The organism is Achromobacter sp. 46006 (genome assembly GCF_059761975.1).
Map to the genome: position 1 here is coordinate 21,261 of NZ_JCBANN010000014.1, position 15,335 is coordinate 36,595.

At 69.2% G+C, this 15,335-nt stretch carries 13 protein-coding genes and 1 tRNA gene; 8 read left to right on the top strand and 6 right to left on the bottom strand.

Features of this window, described 5'->3' with window-relative positions:
- The first annotated feature begins 3 nt into the window (after positions 1-3).
- From fdhE to AC6LKG_RS09950, 5 genes are all read left to right on the top strand, one after another.
- Positions 4-939 carry a formate dehydrogenase accessory protein FdhE gene (gene fdhE, locus AC6LKG_RS09930; RefSeq protein ID WP_498164162.1) on the top strand — a complete coding sequence of 312 codons (936 nt, stop codon included), beginning with the start codon at positions 4-6 and terminating at the stop codon, positions 937-939.
- A gap of 2 nt (positions 940-941) precedes the next feature.
- Positions 942-2,354, top strand: coding sequence for an L-seryl-tRNA(Sec) selenium transferase (gene selA / locus AC6LKG_RS09935; RefSeq protein ID WP_498164163.1), 1,413 nt, complete (start codon positions 942-944; stop codon positions 2,352-2,354).
- Positions 2,351-4,288 carry a selenocysteine-specific translation elongation factor gene (gene selB, locus AC6LKG_RS09940; RefSeq protein ID WP_498164164.1) on the top strand — a complete coding sequence of 646 codons (1,938 nt, stop codon included), beginning with the start codon at positions 2,351-2,353 and terminating at the stop codon, positions 4,286-4,288. The genes selA and selB overlap by 4 nt, the downstream gene beginning before the upstream one ends.
- A 10-nt stretch (positions 4,289-4,298) precedes the next feature.
- Positions 4,299-4,394, top strand: a tRNA-Sec gene (locus AC6LKG_RS09945).
- Between the two features lie 197 nt (positions 4,395-4,591).
- Positions 4,592-5,626: a glycosyltransferase gene (locus AC6LKG_RS09950; protein WP_498164165.1), complete on the top strand. Its 1,035-nt coding sequence runs from the start codon at positions 4,592-4,594 to the stop codon at positions 5,624-5,626.
- 7 nt (positions 5,627-5,633) lie between these two features.
- Here the strand turns inward: AC6LKG_RS09950 and AC6LKG_RS09955 are convergent, their stop codons facing one another.
- Positions 5,634-6,176, bottom strand: a complete 543-nt coding sequence (locus tag AC6LKG_RS09955; RefSeq protein WP_498164166.1) for a TlpA disulfide reductase family protein — start codon at positions 6,174-6,176, stop codon at positions 5,634-5,636.
- 15 nt (positions 6,177-6,191) lie between these two features.
- Positions 6,192-7,289 carry a transglutaminase-like domain-containing protein gene (locus tag AC6LKG_RS09960; RefSeq protein WP_498164167.1) on the bottom strand — a complete coding sequence of 366 codons (1,098 nt, stop codon included), beginning with the start codon at positions 7,287-7,289 and terminating at the stop codon, positions 6,192-6,194.
- A gap of 142 nt (positions 7,290-7,431) precedes the next feature.
- Here AC6LKG_RS09960 and selD point away from each other — a divergent pair, with 142 nt between their 5' ends.
- Positions 7,432-8,493 carry a selenide, water dikinase SelD gene (selD, locus tag AC6LKG_RS09965; RefSeq protein WP_498164168.1) on the top strand — a complete coding sequence of 354 codons (1,062 nt, stop codon included), beginning with the start codon at positions 7,432-7,434 and terminating at the stop codon, positions 8,491-8,493.
- A gap of 36 nt (positions 8,494-8,529) precedes the next feature.
- Here selD and AC6LKG_RS09970 read toward each other — a convergent pair whose 3' ends face one another.
- The gene (locus AC6LKG_RS09970; RefSeq protein WP_498164169.1) at positions 8,530-10,593 is read right to left on the bottom strand and encodes an LTA synthase family protein; all 2,064 of its coding nucleotides are present in this window, start codon (positions 10,591-10,593) and stop codon (positions 8,530-8,532) included.
- A gap of 255 nt (positions 10,594-10,848) precedes the next feature.
- Complete coding sequence (locus AC6LKG_RS09975) at positions 10,849-11,778, bottom strand: LysR substrate-binding domain-containing protein (RefSeq protein ID WP_498164170.1); 930 nt, start codon at positions 11,776-11,778, stop codon at positions 10,849-10,851.
- A 146-nt stretch (positions 11,779-11,924) separates the two neighbouring features.
- On the opposite strand from AC6LKG_RS09975, the gene AC6LKG_RS09980 reads away from it, so the two are divergent.
- Both AC6LKG_RS09980 and AC6LKG_RS09985 read left to right on the top strand, forming a co-directional pair.
- The gene (locus tag AC6LKG_RS09980) at positions 11,925-12,191 is read left to right on the top strand and encodes a DUF2917 domain-containing protein (RefSeq protein WP_498164171.1); all 267 of its coding nucleotides are present in this window, start codon (positions 11,925-11,927) and stop codon (positions 12,189-12,191) included.
- Positions 12,188-12,832 carry a 2-hydroxychromene-2-carboxylate isomerase gene (locus AC6LKG_RS09985; RefSeq protein WP_498164172.1) on the top strand — a complete coding sequence of 215 codons (645 nt, stop codon included), beginning with the start codon at positions 12,188-12,190 and terminating at the stop codon, positions 12,830-12,832. Before AC6LKG_RS09980 ends, AC6LKG_RS09985 begins: the two co-directional genes overlap by 4 nt.
- Before the next feature lie 295 nt (positions 12,833-13,127).
- Here AC6LKG_RS09985 and AC6LKG_RS09990 read toward each other — a convergent pair whose 3' ends face one another.
- Complete coding sequence (locus tag AC6LKG_RS09990; RefSeq protein ID WP_498164173.1) at positions 13,128-13,505, bottom strand: DUF779 domain-containing protein; 378 nt, start codon at positions 13,503-13,505, stop codon at positions 13,128-13,130.
- Between the two features lie 89 nt (positions 13,506-13,594).
- Positions 13,595-15,124, bottom strand: coding sequence for an aldehyde dehydrogenase (gene adh, locus AC6LKG_RS09995; protein ID WP_498164174.1), 1,530 nt, complete (start codon positions 15,122-15,124; stop codon positions 13,595-13,597).
- Positions 15,125-15,335: the final 211 nt, after the last annotated feature.

Sequence of the window (15,335 nt, forward strand, 5' to 3'; positions counted from 1 at the left end):
CAATTGCAGCGAATTCTTCCGCGTGGCGAGATCGAGGCGCTCGATCACAACAGCATTCCTCGCGTCCAGTTGCCGGCGCGCGACTCGGTTTTCGCGACGCGCGCCGCGCGCTTGCGGCAATTGGCCGTGGACAGCCCGGTGGCCGATTACCTGCTGCTGATGGCGCGGCTGGTCGATGCGCAGCAGCGGGCGCTGGGCGACTGCGCCGCGCCGCCGGCATCGGAAGACCGCATCGCGCTGGCGCAGGCCCATGGCATGCCGCCGTTGCAGGCGGTGGGCTGGCCGCGCACCGCGCTGTGGCGCGACATCCTGCGCCGGCTGGTCGACGACGTGGCCGGCGGCCAGGACGTGCCGGCCGAGGCGCTGGACGTATGCGAGGCGCTGCGCCGCGCGCTGGATGAAGATACCGAATCGCTGGAGGACCTGGCCGAGGCGCTGTTGTCTGAGCAGCATCGCGGCGTCGATGGCGCCGCCGCGCCCTTCGTCATGGCCGCGCTGCAGGTCTACTGGACCGACCTGGCCAGCCGCTTCGACGAAAGGCAATTGCCGGTGGCCTCGCCCTTCGGCGTCTGCCCGGTGTGCGCCAGCCTGCCGGTGGCCAGCGTGGTGCGCGTGGGCGGCCAATTCGAGGGCTACCGCTACTTGTGCTGCAGCCTGTGCGCGACGCAATGGCACATGGTGCGCGTCAAGTGCTCGCACTGCGAGGACGTCGAATCCGTGGCTTACCAGGCCATCGAGGGCCGCTCGCCGGCCATCAAGGCCGAAACCTGCGACCATTGCCACACCTATCGCAAGATCTTCTACCAGGACAAGGACCTGAACGTCGAGCCGGTGGCCGACGATCTGGCCAGCCTGATGCTGGATGTGCTGGTGGGCGAGGCCGGCTATTCGCGCGCCAGCGGCAACCCGCTGCTGTGGCACGGCGCCGAGGAGGAATGAACATGACCGGGTTCGCCGCCGCCGCCGAGATTCCCGCGCTCGACCGGTTGCTGAACGCGCCGGCCCTGGCCGCGGCGCTGCAGGCCCATGGCCGCACCCAGGTGGTGGTGGCCTTGCGCCAGCACCTGGACGCCTTGCGGCAACGCGCCGTGGCGGGGGAATTGCCGCGCGCTGAACTGGCCGACGGCAGCGTGGCGGCAGCCGTCGACACCGCGTTGGCGCGCGCCAATGCGCCGCGCCTGCGCGCCGTCTACAACCTGACCGGAACCGTGCTGCACACCAATCTGGGGCGGGCGCTGCTGCCCGACGAGGCGGTGGCCTCGGTGCTGCGCGCATTGACCACGCCGGCCAACCTGGAATTCGACCTGGACAGCGGCGGCCGCGGCGACCGCGACGACCTGATCGACGACCTGCTGTGCGAGCTGACCGGGGCCGAGGCCGCCACGGTGGTCAACAACAACGCGGCAGCCGTGCTGTTGATGCTGAACGCGCTGGGCGACCGCCGCGAGGTGGTGGTGTCGCGCGGCGAACTGGTCGAGATCGGCGGCGCCTTCCGCATCCCGGACATCATGAAGCGCGCCGGCGCCAAACTGGTCGAGGTCGGCACCACCAATCGCACCCACGCTGCCGACTACGAAAACGCCATCGGCCCGCGCACCGCGATGCTGATGAAGGTGCATTGCAGCAACTACGCCGTCACCGGCTTCACCAAGAGCGTCGGCGTGGCCGAGGTGGCGGCGCTGGCGCATGCGCGCGGCCTGCCGGCCACGGTGGACCTGGGCAGCGGCACGCTGGTGGACCTGACCCGGTTCGGCCTGCCGCGCGAGGACACGGTGCGCGAAACCATCGCCGCCGGCGCCGACCTGGTGACCTTCAGCGGAGACAAGCTGCTGGGCGGCCCGCAGGCTGGCCTGCTGGTCGGCCGCGCCGACCTGATCCGCAAGATCAAGAAGAACCCGCTCAAGCGCGCCCTGCGCGTGGGCAAGCTGACGCTGGCCGCGCTCGAGCCGGTGTTGCAGCTTTATCGCGCGCCGGAATTCCTGGCGCAGCGCCTGACCACGCTGCGCCTGTTGACGCGGCCGCAGCGCGAGATCCAGCCGCAGGCCGAGCGCTTGCGCGGCGTGCTGGCGCACGCCGTGGGCGCGGACTACGAAGTCGAGGCGGTGCCGATGTTCAGCCAGATCGGCAGCGGGGCGCTGCCGGTGGACCAGCTACCCAGCTATGGGCTGGCGGTGCGCCATCGCGGCAAGGGCCGCCCCGGGCGTCACCTGGACCGCCTGGAGACCCGCTTGCGCCAGTTGCCGGTGCCGGTGATCGGCCGCATCGCCGACGATGCGCTGTGGCTGGACCTGCGCTGCCTGGAGGCGCGCGACGAAGACGCCTTCGCAGCGCAATTGGCGGGGTCACAGGCATGATCGTCGGCACCGCCGGCCATATCGACCATGGCAAGACCACGCTGGTGCGGGCGCTGACGGGCGTCGATACCGACCGCCTCAAGGAAGAGAAGGCACGCGGCATTTCCATCGAGCTGGGCTACGCCTACACGCCGCTGTCCAACGGCGACGTGCTGGGCTTCATCGACGTGCCGGGCCACGAGAAGCTGGTGCACACCATGGCCGCTGGCGCCAGCGGCATCGACTTCGGCCTGCTGGTGGTGGCGGCCGACGATGGCGTCATGCCGCAGACCCGCGAACACCTGGCGATCCTGTCGCTGCTGGGCGTTGCGCGTGGCGCGGTGGCGCTGACCAAGACCGACCGCGCCGGCGCGGAGCGGTTGGCGGCGGTGCGGGCCGAGATCGCGGCGCTGGCGGCCGGCACCTTCCTGCAGGGCGCCCCGGTGTTCGAGGTGTGCGCGGCGCGTCCCGACGATGCCGGCGTGGCGCGGCTCAAGCGACACCTGGAAGACGCCGCGCAGGCGCTGGGCGCGCGCGATGGCGCGGGCCTGTTCCGCCTGGCGGTGGATCGCGTGTTCACGCTGGCCGGACACGGCACGGTGGTGACCGGCACGGCGCATGGCGGACGCGTCCGCGCGGGCGACGAGGATGCCGACCTGCGCCTGATGCCGGCGGGCACGCGGGTGCGGGTGCGCAGCGTCCACGCGCAGAACCAGCCCTGCGAAACCGGCATGGCCGGGCAGCGGTGCGCGTTGAACCTGGCGGGCATCGACAAGGACGCCATCGCGCGCGGCGATTGGATCGCGGACGCCCGCTGTTTCCTGCCATCGCGCCATGTCGACGTGGCGCTGGCGTTGCTGCCGTCGGCCGACGCGCCGCTGCGCGCCTGGACACCGCTGCATGTGCATCTGGGCGCGGCGCGGCATGTGGCGCACGTAGTGCCGTTGTCCGCCGATGCGTTGGCGCCGGGGCAGTCGGGCTGGGCGCAACTGGTGTTCGACGAGCCCGTGTGCGCGATGCCGGGCGATCGCTACATCGTGCGCAACGCGCAGGCTACGCGCACCGTGGGCGGGGGCCGGGTGCTCGACCCGAATGCGCCGGACCGCAAGCGCCGCGCGCCGGCGCGGATGCAGTGGCTGCAAGGCGTGGCGGACATGCTGGACGGCGGCGGGTTGCAACCGCTGCTGGCGCAGGCCGCCCTGGGGCTGGGCGAGACGGCGCTGCAACGCTTGACCGGCAGGCCGGTGCGCGACCTGGCGGCGCCGAACGGGGCGACCTGGATCGAGCCGAGGACGCCGCAAGGCGTACGCACGCTGATCCAGGAGGCGCACTGGGAAGCGCTGCGGGCGCAAGTGGAGCAGGCGCTGGCAACCTTCCACCAAGGGGCGCCGGACGAGCCGGGGCCGGACGGCTCGCGCCTGCGCCGGATGGCTTTGCCGGCGGCTCCGGAGGCGCTGTGGCTGGGTCTGCTGGACGATCTGCAACAGCGCGGCCGGGTGGCGCGCAATGGGCCGTGGCTGCATCTGCCGGGCCACACCGCGGCGCTGGCCGAGGCCGAGGCGCAGTTGGCGCAACGCCTGCTGCCGCTGCTGGCCGCGGGCGCCTACGATCCTCCCTGGGTGCGCGATCTGGCGCGCGCGCAGGGCGAGCCCGAGGAGCGGGTGCGGCAGGTGCTGCGCAAGTTGCTGCGGCGCGGTGACGTGGCGCAGGTGGTGAAAGATCTGTTCTATCACCGCGAACGGGTGGCCGAACTGGTGGCGCTGGCGCTCGAACTGGCGGGACGGCCCGGCGGGCTGAACGCGGCGGCCTTCCGGGATGCGACGGGGCTGGGACGCAAGCGTGCGATCCAGATCCTGGAATTCTTCGATCGGGCGGGGGTGACGCGGCGGGTGCGGGATACGCACGTGTTGCGGGCCGATAGCGCGTACCTGGAGGCGGTCCAGGCAGTATCATAGGCCGGTCTGCGGAAGGCATCCGTGCCCGGTGGCACGGCCGGGCTTCAAACCCGGTTGGGGGCGTCAGACGTTCCCAGGTAGGTTCGACTCCTGCTGCCTTCCGCCACGCTTTCCGGCGATGGCCGTCCGGCCAAAAGCAGACGGACTGGTCTTGTATTGATGAGTCTTGTCCCTCTGGGCTCGTAATCGGGCGTAGTTTACCGATCCACCCGCGCCTGTTGGACGAAGGACCCCATATCGAAGACCAATGGCAAGACTTCCGGTTCAAGGCGCGAGGATTCAAGCGCCTACGCATCACCGGATATGAACCACGTCGACCCCATAGCGCCACAGATCAGCCTGATCATCCCCGTCTACAACTGCGAGCGGTATCTTGCCGACCAACTGGATGCGCTGCTGGCCGATGCCGCGATGAGCATGGAGGTGATCGCGGTCGATGACGGTTCCTCCGATGGCGGCATGGCGATCATGCAGGCCCGCGCCGCCAAGGACGCGCGCCTTCGCATCATCAGGCAGGCCCATCTTGGGCTGGGCGCTGCAAGGAACGCGGGATTGCAGGCCGCGCGCGGCAAATGGGTCGCCTTCGCCGACGCCGATGACCTGCTGCCTGCGGCGGCGCTCGCGGGGTGGTGCGAGCAGGCCGTCTCGCAGGATCTGGATGTACTGATCGGAAACGCGTATCGGTTCACCGATGCGCCGCCTCCCGCTCCTCGTCCTCCCGTCCTGACACATCAGCCCGTCGCCCGGACGATGGCCGGCCAGGATTGGATCGCCCATTGCGTCGGCGTCGGCGAATGGCCGCACTACGTCTGCCTGCAACTGGTCAGGCGTGAACTCGTCGCCCGCCACGGGCTGGCGTTCAACCCCACGATATTCCACGAAGACATTCTCTGGACCACCGATCTCGCCCTGGTGGCCGAGCGTATGGGCTTCGCGCCCGAGCCCGTCTACGGCTATCGCCGCAACCCTGATTCGGTCACGCGCTCGCCTTCGCCCCAGGTCCGCCAGTGGCGCGGCATCAGCTACGTCCATATCATCGGCACGCTGCTTGCCGTCTCATCAAGGCGAGAGCTCAGCCGCAGGACGCGCATCTCGATCGCCCGCCACGTGCTGCATGAACTGCTGTGCTTTGTGAATCTGCTTCGCAAGGACGTGGAGAATCCCCAGGTGCGGGCCCGCCTCGCGCGCGCCATTCTCGATCTTCGCGCCTGGCCACGCCTGGTGCGCCACGCGCGCGGGGTCTCCGACCTTCGACGCCTGCTCAAAGCGTATTGGCGCCTGCGACGGATGGCGCGGGTCGAAAGTGCCGTCGCTACGGATGCGGCCGCCAGCCGGTAGCCCTTGCCTAGGCGCGCAGCATCCGGGTGACGACGCTGCCGATGTTCTCGGCGTTCCAGTCCAGCGCGCCGAGGTGCCAGTGGCGGACGCTGCCGCCACGGTCGACCAGGTAGTTGGCGGGCAGGCCGACGGCGTCCCATTTCCTGGAGACGGTGCTGTTGCGGTCGTGCAGCACGGTGCCGGCGACAGGCCATTTGGCCAGGAAGGTAGTGATCCTGCCGAGGGCCTCGCCGACGTTGACGGCGACCAGGCGCAGGCCCTCTTCACGGTGGCGCCTGGCCATGGCGGACATGAGGGGGATTTCGTCGCGGCAAGGGTCGCACCAGGAGGCCCAGAAGTTGACGATGACCACGTGGCCGCGCCAGGCGGCGAGTTTCTGTTCGCTGCCCGACAGGTCGGGCAGCGCCAGCGGCGGGGTGGGGGCGGTCCAGGGCGCCCAGTCGGGGCCGGTGGCGGCCTTGAGGGCGCTGTCACTGGCGGCGGCGCGAGCCCAGGCGGGCACCGCCGCCAGCGACAGCGCGGCTTGCAAGACGAGGCGGCGGCTGGCCATGGGGGCGGCGCCGGGTCAGGTCGATAGCTGGCGCGCGGTCAGGGTGTAGCGGAAGCGATCGGGGTCGAGGCTGTCGAGGCGGCCATCGGCGGTTTCGCCATTGGGGTACATCAGGAACGGGATGGGACCGTGGGCGGTGCCGGGCAGGGCGACGTCGTGGCCGTGGTTGTAGGCCACCCAGTTCATTTCCCAGGCGCCGAACAGCATGACGCGGGCCGCGCGCACGCGGGCGTCGGTGGCGGGCAGGTCGCCGGGCGGCTCTTCCAGCATGACCTTGCGCACGTCGGCAGGGTCGACCGGTATCCAGCCGTAGCCGTCGGCGTAGAACTCGGCGCGGCAATGCTGCGCCTTCGTGACGTCGCCGGCCTTGCCCAGGCTCTTGAAGCCGAGCTGCGAGTCGGCCACGCGCAGACCGTAGGCATCGCGGGCGGGGATGCCGGCGGCGGGAGCGAGGGCGACGAACAGCGCGTTGATGTCGGCGCATTTGCCGTTCAGGTCGTTGGCGGTGAGCATGTAGCGCACGTCGCCAGTGCCACAGCCGCGGGTGGCGGCGGTGCGGCAGGTGTTGGCGACTACCCAGTCATACAGGGCGCGGGCGCGCGCCAGGGTGTCCTGGTGGCCTGCGGTGATGCGGTCGGCGGTGCTCTTGACGATGCCGTCGGTGGGCAGCAAGGCGGTGGGCTTGAGGAATTCGCTCAAGGTGGCGGCGCTTTCGCGCGGCGCGCCGGGAGGCGGCTGGGTCAGGTCGACGCGCCGGTTGCGGGTCTGGAAGCGGCTGGTGACTTTGACCTCGCGTGGGGCCTGGGCGTTGGGCCATTGCACGGCCAGCATCCGCACGTCGTAGCCGGGCGCCTGCACCAACTGCGCGGCGCCCCCACCGCTGACCAGCCAGGCGCTCTGCACGCCGCGCTGGTAGTCGGTGTCGGTGGCATAGGGCACGGGAATCCAGATGCGCGCCTGGGCGCCGGGGTCCTGGAGGCGGACCAGGGTAGTCAATTCGAAGGTACGCCAGCCGGCGTCGACGGGCGCCTGCGCGGCGCGCGCGGCCAGGGGCAAGGCCGCTTGGGTGGCGCACAGGGCGCCCGAGAAACGGAGAAAGTGTCGGCGATCCATATAGCCCTCACGCACGGTGAATGGTGGCTGTCGGTGCGCCCGGGGGCGGGCGGCCGTCCGTTGCTGCCTGCTGCTTGGCTCATCATAGGGCCATTTGGGGGCGCGGTGCTATCCTTTTCCCATCACCTACGGAGAGACCGACATGACCCAGGATGCAGCGTCCGCGGCGGTGCCGCGCTTGACTTCGTTATCGCATGGCGGCGGCTGCGGCTGCAAGATCGCGCCGGGCGTGCTGTCGCAATTGCTGGCGCGCAGCATGCCGGCAACCGGCTATCCCGGCCTGCTGGTGGGTACCGAAACGGCCGACGATGCCGCCGTCTACCGGCTCAACGACGAGCAGGCGCTGATCGCGACCACCGACTTCTTCATGCCGATCGTCGACGATCCCTACGATTTCGGCCGTATCGCCGCCACCAATGCGCTGTCGGACGTGTACGCCATGGGCGGCACGCCGATCATGGCGCTGGCGATTGTCGGCATGCCGATCAACGTGCTGCCGCACGCGGTCATCGCCGATATCCTGCGCGGCGGCGAGTCGGTCTGCCGTGACGCCGGCATTCCCGTCGCGGGCGGACACAGCATCGATTCGGTAGAGCCGATCTATGGCCTGGCGGCGATGGGGCTGGCGCATCCGGACCGCATCAAACGCAATGCGGACGCGCGCGCGGGCGATGTGCTGGTGCTGGGCAAGGGGCTGGGGGTGGGCATCCTGTCGGCGGCCTTGAAGAAGAACCGGCTGGACGCGGACGGCTACCGCGTGATGATCGACACCACCACCCGCCTGAACCGCCCCGGCGCGGCGCTGGCGGCGATGGATGGCGTGCACGCCATTACCGACGTCACCGGTTTCGGCCTGCTGGGCCATGCGCTGGAAATGGCGCGGGGCGCGGGGCTGACTGCCCAGTTGCGGCGTGAGGCGCTGCCGTGGCTGCCGGGCGTGCGGGCGTTCGCCGCCGACGGCGTGATCACGGGCGCTTCCGGCCGCAACTGGGCCTCGTACGGCGCATCGATCCGGCTGGGCGCGGACGTTACCGAGACCGAGCGTGCCCTGCTGACCGATCCGCAAACCTCCGGAGGGCTATTGGTGGCCTGCGCGCCCGACGCGGCGCAGGCGGTGCTGGATCTGTTCCGCCAGCAGGGCTTCGCCGACTCCGCGGTCGTTGGCGAGATGCGCGCGGGCCAGGCGCTGGTGCGCGTCGACTAGTGCGTTGTACGGTGCCGATTCTTGCGGCCGGCCGCTTCAGGGCCAGGCCGACCGCAATGATGGCTGGTGCTGCACCTGGTAATTGATCTGCCATTGCAGTAAGGGGCCGTAGGCGTCCAGCCGGGCCTGTTCGGCCGCCTGGGCCGACGTGGCGGCCCGTTCGGCGGACAATGCCAGGCCGGTGGGCGCGGCCCACGGCAGGATGCGTCCCGGCCGGTCGCTGCGGTAGGCGCCGTCGCGGGTGATCAGCAGGCCCGGATTGTTGAAGCCAAAGCACCATTGCGTCTCGGGCCGCGCGGCCAGCAGGTCGCAGCCGCTGCGGAAATAAGGCGTGTCCGGCAGGCTCAGGTGATACAGCGTCGGCAGGATGTCCTTGTGGCTGCCCGGGCGCGACGGATCGTAGGTCGACTGCCCGCGGTAGTCGGCCGGCACATACAAGTAGAACGGCACGGCGTGCGCCAGCACCGCATCGGTATCCAGTGCATAGTCGACGCCCAGGATATTGTGATCGCCGGTGACGGCGACGATGGTGTGCGCCCCCTGGGCCGAGCTTTTCAATCCGGTCAGGAAGCGGCCCAGTTGGTCATTGGCATAGCGCAAGGTGTCGAAGGCATCCTCCAGGCCGGACCAGTGGGCGTAGTAAGGCAGCCGCTCGATGTCGCCCAGGTCCAGCCCGCCGCGCAGGCCGCCCTCGGGTACCAGGAACGGAGGATGGTGGGTCGTGGACAGGGCCATGATGAACAGCGATTCGCCGTCGCGGTCGGCCCGCGCCAACCGCTCGGCGATATAGCGGAACATGTATTCGTCCGGCACGCCCCAGGCGCCCTGCCGGGCTTCGGGATAGCGCCGCTTCAAGGTCAGTTGGTCGGCGAATTCGTGCGCGCCCAGATGGCTGGCGAAGCGCCCCAGGTTGCGCCAGGTGGCCGCGCCCGAGGTGACGAACACCACCCGGTAGCCGCGTGCCAGGAAGGGCGTGAAGGCATTGCTGGCGAAGTCGGCGTGGGCCGCCGACGATTGGCTGATGGCCGGCACCGGACTGCGCACCAGCAGGCGGCTGAGCGAATCGATGGTGCCGTTGCCCTCGGACAGGAAGCGGTCGAAGCGCCAGTCCTGGCGCCAATGCGGCCGCAGCGCGCCGAGCAGGTCGCGGCCGGGAATGTCGTACGTGGCCATGTGATGTCCCATGCTTTCCATCACCTGCAGCACCACGTGGGGCGGATGGTCGCGGGCTTGCGGGTTGGCGCCGGTGCTGGCCATGAAGGGCCGCAGGCCGTGGTCGGGATGGCCCAGGAAGCGTTGGTACAACTGCGCGCCCTGCTCATCGCTGACCGGGATGAAGCGTTTGTCGTTGCCGCGCTCGGACAATGCCCAGAAGAACGCCGAAATGCCATTGGGCGCAATGTCGTTGAGCAGGCGTAGCGACGAGATGCCGGCGTCATCCTTGTTGAGCGGGAAGGTGCCGATCGATCCCCGGCAGGCCAGCACCGTGGCGCCCAGGATCAGCGCCAGCCGCGCCGCGCTGCGAGCCAGGCCGCGTCGTGCCAGCCGCGCGCGCAGGACCCCGACACCCCAGCGGCGCACCAGCCAGTAGGTGGCGCCCAGCATGGCCGCCAGCAGCGCCAGGGTGCGCAGCACTGGATAGCCGTGCCACAGTGTCAGCAGGATGGCCTGGGTATCGTCGTCCATCAGGCCGAACACGAAGATGTCGATCGAGCGCGAAAACGTGGCGAAGTAGTACACGCTGACCACCGTGCTGGCGGCGAACAAGGTCGCCAGCACGGCGCCCAGGCCTGGCAGGCAGCGCAGCCACAGGGCCTGCGCCGCGGGCCGCGCCGCCAGCAACAGGGCAATCAACAGTGGCGCCGCGAACGCGATCGCCGCGACCTTGATGTCGAACAGCAGGCCGACCACCAGCGTTCGGTTGATGTCCTGCGACAGCGCCGCGTAGGCGCCTGGCGGGGCATACGCGGCCAGCAGGTAGGCGCGGCCAGCGCCTTGCGCCAGTACCGACACCAGCCATGGCGCCAGCAGGATCAGGAAGGAACGCTGGAAATTGAGAAACCAGGTTTGCCAGGCGTCGGTGGAACGGAAGGGCTTCATCTGCGCCATGAAGAGAAAAGACGGGGGATGCCGCGGTAATAAACAGCGGCAACGGACCCGCGCCCACCGTGTTGGGGCGGTGGGCGCGGGGTTCATTCGCAGGGGGGCTCGGATCCGTGCGGGCTACGCAGGGCGCAATCTACCGCAGGGGAGTCGCGAATCTATGAAGGTTTGTATAGAACTTGTAGCGTGCCGCCCAGGGGTCGCCCGGGTCTATCGGTCCGACAATGCTGGCGCGTGGGCGAAGACCGGAATTTATCGGTCCGATTCCGGTGTCAGCAGGTGCGCCGTGGTCGCGGCTTGCTGCACCAGCCAGCGCGTCACGATCTCGGCATCGGGCGTGCTGCGGCGGGCGTTGCGCACCAGCCAGTAGGCGTGCTCGGTGGCGTCGGCCGCTTGTCCGCCCACCGTGGTCAGCCGTCGATCCGCCAGCATCGGCGCGATCAGCGCCAGCCGCCCCAGCGCGATGCCGTGGCCGGCCAGCGCCGCGTGCACGATCTGGTCGTACTGGTTGAAGCGCAGCATGCCCTTGGGCCGCAACCGGCCCAGGCCGCGCGCATTGAGCCATTCCGACCATTGCAGCCAGGGCCGGGTGGGATCGTCGAATTCGAGCAGCACGTGGCGCTGTAGTTCGCGCGCGTCCAGGGCGCGTGCCTGGAGCGAGGGGTGGGCCACGGGCACCACCGATTCGCCGAACAGCCAGACGGCGCCGTCCGGCACCGTGTCGCGCAGGCTGTAGCGGATGGCGATGTCGACGCTTTCGCGGTCGATGTCGATGACCCGGTTGTCGGCCGCCACGCGCACGTCGATATGCGGATAGGCGGCCTGGAAGTCGCCCAGCCGCGGCAGCAGCCAGAGCGAGGCTACGCCGATGGTCGTGGTGACGGTGACTGGCGTGCGGCGTTCCGGGGCGCGCAACTGCTCGGTCAGGTCGCCCAGTTGGCTCAGCCAGGTGTCGGCCATGCGGAACAGTTGCGCGCCCTCGGCGGTGAACGAGACGCTGCGAAAACCCCGCACCAGCAGCGCCACGCCCAGATGGGCCTCCAGCGCCCGGATCTGCCGGCTGACCGCCGACTGCGTCACGTGCAGGTCCTGCGCTGCCAACGTAATGCTCATGCGGCGGCCGACGGCAACGAAGCCGCGCACCAGATCAAGCGGGGGGAGTTTGGCGAGGGGATATGGCATTCGTAAAACTCATGCGTATGCGGCGGAAATGTCGCTTGTGCAATATAACGCCTGCGGCGTCCAATATGACCTGGACGACGGGTGAAGCGGTGATCAGCCGGCTGCGCCCGCCATGATGGCCGCCATTTGCGGCGGGGGGATGCGCCATGATCCGGTTATGTTGCACTGTGGGAACGTCATTCCGTTTGGCCCAGGGTTCGACTATGCTGCTCAGGCGCGCCTCGGGGGTTCGCATCGTCTGCCATGCCGGCACGGTCTGGATGTCCGAGTACCGGCGCCGCGACGACAGCGTGCTGCAAGCCGGCGAGTCCATCATCGTGGCCAGCAATCGCGACGTCGTCCTCAGCGGCCTGCCGGAAGCGCAGGTCGCCCTGATGCCCAGGGTTTCCCCATCGTTGGAGCTTTTGCCATGAATGCGCCACTGCCCGCCATGCCTCGCCTTGAGATGTGGTTCGATTTCGCCAGTCCCTACAGCTATCTGGCGATCGAGCGCATCGGGGCCCTGGCCGAGCAGGCCGAGGTGCGGGTCGACCTGCGGCCGTTCCTGCTGGGGCCGATCTTCCAGGCCCAGGGCTGGAACGACACGCCATTCCGGCTGTTTCCCGGCAAGGGCGCCTACATGATGCGCGACATCGCCCGGCTGGCCGAAAAGTACGGCGTGCCTTACCACCGTCCGCGCCTGTTCCCACGCATGAGCGTGCTGCCCGCCCGCATCGCGCTGCTGGGCCAGGACGAACCCTGGGGCCGCGATTTCTGCCTGGCCGTGTTCCGAGCCAATTTCCAGCACGACCAGGATATCCAGGCCGAGGACGTGGTGCATACGCTGTTGACCGACCTGTCGCTCGATGCCGATGCGCTGATCGCGCGTGGCAAGTCCGAGGCGGCCAAGGAGGCGCTGCGCCGCCAAGTGGATCAGGCCCGCCATCTGGGCCTGTTCGGCGCCCCGACCTTCTTCGTCGACGGCGAAATGTTCTGGGGCAATGACCGCCTCGAGGACGCGCTCGAATGGACCCGCCGCGCACCCGTGGGCGCCTGGGCCGCCGCGGCGGACTGACGCCCGCGGCCTCGCTCACCCGTCACCTCATCGCCGCCCCGAGGGGCATTGCAAGGCAACCCGCAGCTTTTTTTCGGCAACGTTTTTTCCCGCAATGAAAAACACCAGCAGTCCGCTACGCGGCGCACCCATGCCGGGTGGCCGTTCGTTCACGCAATTCCGCGCCGCGCGCATCCGCCGTGTGTCGTTCCAGTGGCAACAACAGGAGGCCTGTGGCACCGCGCCTACCGGCAAGGGCGGCGGGCCGCGGAGTTCCTGACGCGCCACGCCCGCCGGGCGGCCCCGGGGCTTGCGTTCAACCGCGCGTGACCGGAGCCACGCCGGCCCATTCCTCGTCCGTGTACAGCCGCGAGCGCAGCAGGAAGCGCTTGCCTTCGGCGCTGTCCAGCGAGAACGCGCCGCCGCGCCCTGGCACGGCGTCGATGATGAGCTGGGTGTGTTCCCAGTAGGCAAACTGGTCCTCGCCCATGTAGAACGGGCAGCCCTCCAGTTCGCCCAGCAGCACGTCCGAGCCGCCGACCATGAATTCGCCCTGTGCGTAACACATGGGCGAACTGCCGTCGCAGCAACCGCCCGACTGGTGGAACATCAGCGGGCCGTGCTTGGCGCGCAGGGTCTCGATCAAGGCGCGCGCCGCGTCGGTGGCGACCACGCGCGGGGTGGGTCCTGGCATGATGCAACTCCCGCGACGCCGGGCCGGTCCGTCGCGGGCCGGCCCGCCATGGGGCGATCCGATACGTACCGGCGGGCGTCGCCCGTGGGTCAGAAGAAACCCAGCTTCTTGGGCGAGTAGCTCACCAGCAGGTTCTTGGTTTGCTGGTAGTGGTTGAGCATCATCTTGTGGTTCTCGCGGCCGATGCCCGACTGCTTGTAGCCGCCGAATGCCGCGTGCGCGGGATAGGCGTGGTAGCAGTTGGTCCAGACCCGTCCGGCCTTGATGGCGCGGCCCATGCGATAGCACGTGTTGGCATCGCGCGACCACACGCCCGCGCCCAGGCCGTAGAGCGTGTCGTTGGCCAGCGCCAGGGCATCGTCGGCGTCCTTGAAGGTGGTCACCGCCACCACCGGCCCGAAGATCTCTTCCTGGAACACGCGCATCTTGTTGTGCCCCTTGAAGACGGTGGGCTGCACGTAGTAGCCGCCTTCCAGCGCGCCCGGCAACTGCGCGCGCGCGCCGCCGGCCAGCACCGCCGCGCCTTCCTGCTTGCCGATGTCCAGGTACGACAGGATCTTTTCCAGTTGCTCGGTGGAGGCCTGCGCGCCCAGCATGGTGTCGCCATCTAGCGGGTTGCCCTGCTTGATCTCGGCCACGCGCTTGAGCGCGCGTTCCATGAACCTGTCGTAGAGCGATTCCTGGATCAGCGCGCGGCTGGGGCAGGTGCAGACCTCGCCCTGGTTCAGCGCGAACATGACGAAGCCTTCGATGGCCTTGTCGAGGAAGTCGTCGTCCTGCGCCGCCACGTCGGCAAAGAAGATGTTGGGCGACTTGCCGCCCAGTTCCAGCGTCACCGGGATGATGTTCTGCGACGCGTACTGCATGATGAGGCGGCCGGTGGTGGTTTCGCCGGTGAAGGCGATCTTGGCGATGCGCTTGCTGGAGGCCAGCGGTTTGCCCGATTCCAGGCCGAAGCCGGTGACCACGTTGACCACGCCCGGCGGCAGCAGGTCGCCGACCAGTTCCATCAGCAGCAGGATGCCCAGCGGCGTCTGCTCGGCCGGCTTGAGCACCACGCAGTTGCCCGCCGCCAGTGCCGGCGCCAGCTTCCACGCGGCCATCAGGATGGGGAAGTTCCACGGGATGATCTGGCCGACCACGCCCAGCGGCTCGTTGAAGTGGTAGGCCACGGTGTCGTGGTCGATCTCGGACAGCCCGCCTTCCTGGCTGCGGATGCACGAGGCGAAGTAGCGGAAGTGGTCGATGGCCAGCGGGATGTCGGCGGCGCGGGCCTCGCGGATAGGCTTGCCGTTGTCCCAGGTTTCGGCGGTCGCCAGGCGTTCGAGGTTGGCTTCCATCACGTCGGCGATGCGCATCAGGATCTGCGCGCGTTCGGCGGCCGGGGTCGCACCCCATTTGGGCGCGGCGCGATGCGCGGCGTCCAGCGCCAGCTCGATGTCGCGCTCTTTCGAGCGCGCGTTGCGGGTCAGCACCTGGCCGGTGACCGGCGTGACGTTGTCGAAGTACTCGCCGTCGGCGGGGGCCTGCCATTTGCCGTCGATGAAGTTGTCGTACTGCGTCCTGAGGTCCAGGCGCGTGCCATAGGATTCGGGGGTGACGCGGGTCGCGATGTCCATGCTTGTCTCCGTATAGTCGGTGTAACGGCAGTCGGGTGCCTGCTTCGTATCAAGCAAACCGCGTGCCATGTCGGGGGACGCGGCTGGACAAGCGCGCATGCCGCGTGCGAAAGTAGGTTTCCACGCGCCGGCAAGCGCGTGAACGGTCTGGCGCCGCCTCAGGGTGTCGCGTTTCGCGACACTGTCGCGGAACAGGTGTCGCAGAACACCG

Bases quoted from the DNA above. Each gene is read 5' to 3' on its own strand.
- selA (WP_498164163.1), top strand. From the start codon at position 942: ATGACCGGGTTCGCCGCCGCCGCCGAGATTCCCGCGCTCGACCGGTTG.
- selB (WP_498164164.1), top strand. From the start codon at position 2,351: ATGATCGTCGGCACCGCCGGCCATATCGACCATGGCAAGACCACGCTG.
- AC6LKG_RS09950 (WP_498164165.1), top strand. From the start codon at position 4,592: ATGAACCACGTCGACCCCATAGCGCCACAGATCAGCCTGATCATCCCC.
- AC6LKG_RS09955 (WP_498164166.1), bottom strand. From the start codon at position 6,176: ATGGCCAGCCGCCGCCTCGTCTTGCAAGCCGCGCTGTCGCTGGCGGCG.
- AC6LKG_RS09960 (WP_498164167.1), bottom strand. From the start codon at position 7,289: ATGGATCGCCGACACTTTCTCCGTTTCTCGGGCGCCCTGTGCGCCACC.
- selD (WP_498164168.1), top strand. From the start codon at position 7,432: ATGACCCAGGATGCAGCGTCCGCGGCGGTGCCGCGCTTGACTTCGTTA.
- AC6LKG_RS09970 (WP_498164169.1), bottom strand. From the start codon at position 10,593: ATGAAGCCCTTCCGTTCCACCGACGCCTGGCAAACCTGGTTTCTCAAT.
- AC6LKG_RS09975 (WP_498164170.1), bottom strand. From the start codon at position 11,778: ATGCCATATCCCCTCGCCAAACTCCCCCCGCTTGATCTGGTGCGCGGC.
- AC6LKG_RS09980 (WP_498164171.1), top strand. From the start codon at position 11,925: ATGATCCGGTTATGTTGCACTGTGGGAACGTCATTCCGTTTGGCCCAG.
- AC6LKG_RS09985 (WP_498164172.1), top strand. From the start codon at position 12,188: ATGAATGCGCCACTGCCCGCCATGCCTCGCCTTGAGATGTGGTTCGAT.
- AC6LKG_RS09990 (WP_498164173.1), bottom strand. From the start codon at position 13,505: ATGCCAGGACCCACCCCGCGCGTGGTCGCCACCGACGCGGCGCGCGCC.
- adh (WP_498164174.1), bottom strand. From the start codon at position 15,124: ATGGACATCGCGACCCGCGTCACCCCCGAATCCTATGGCACGCGCCTG.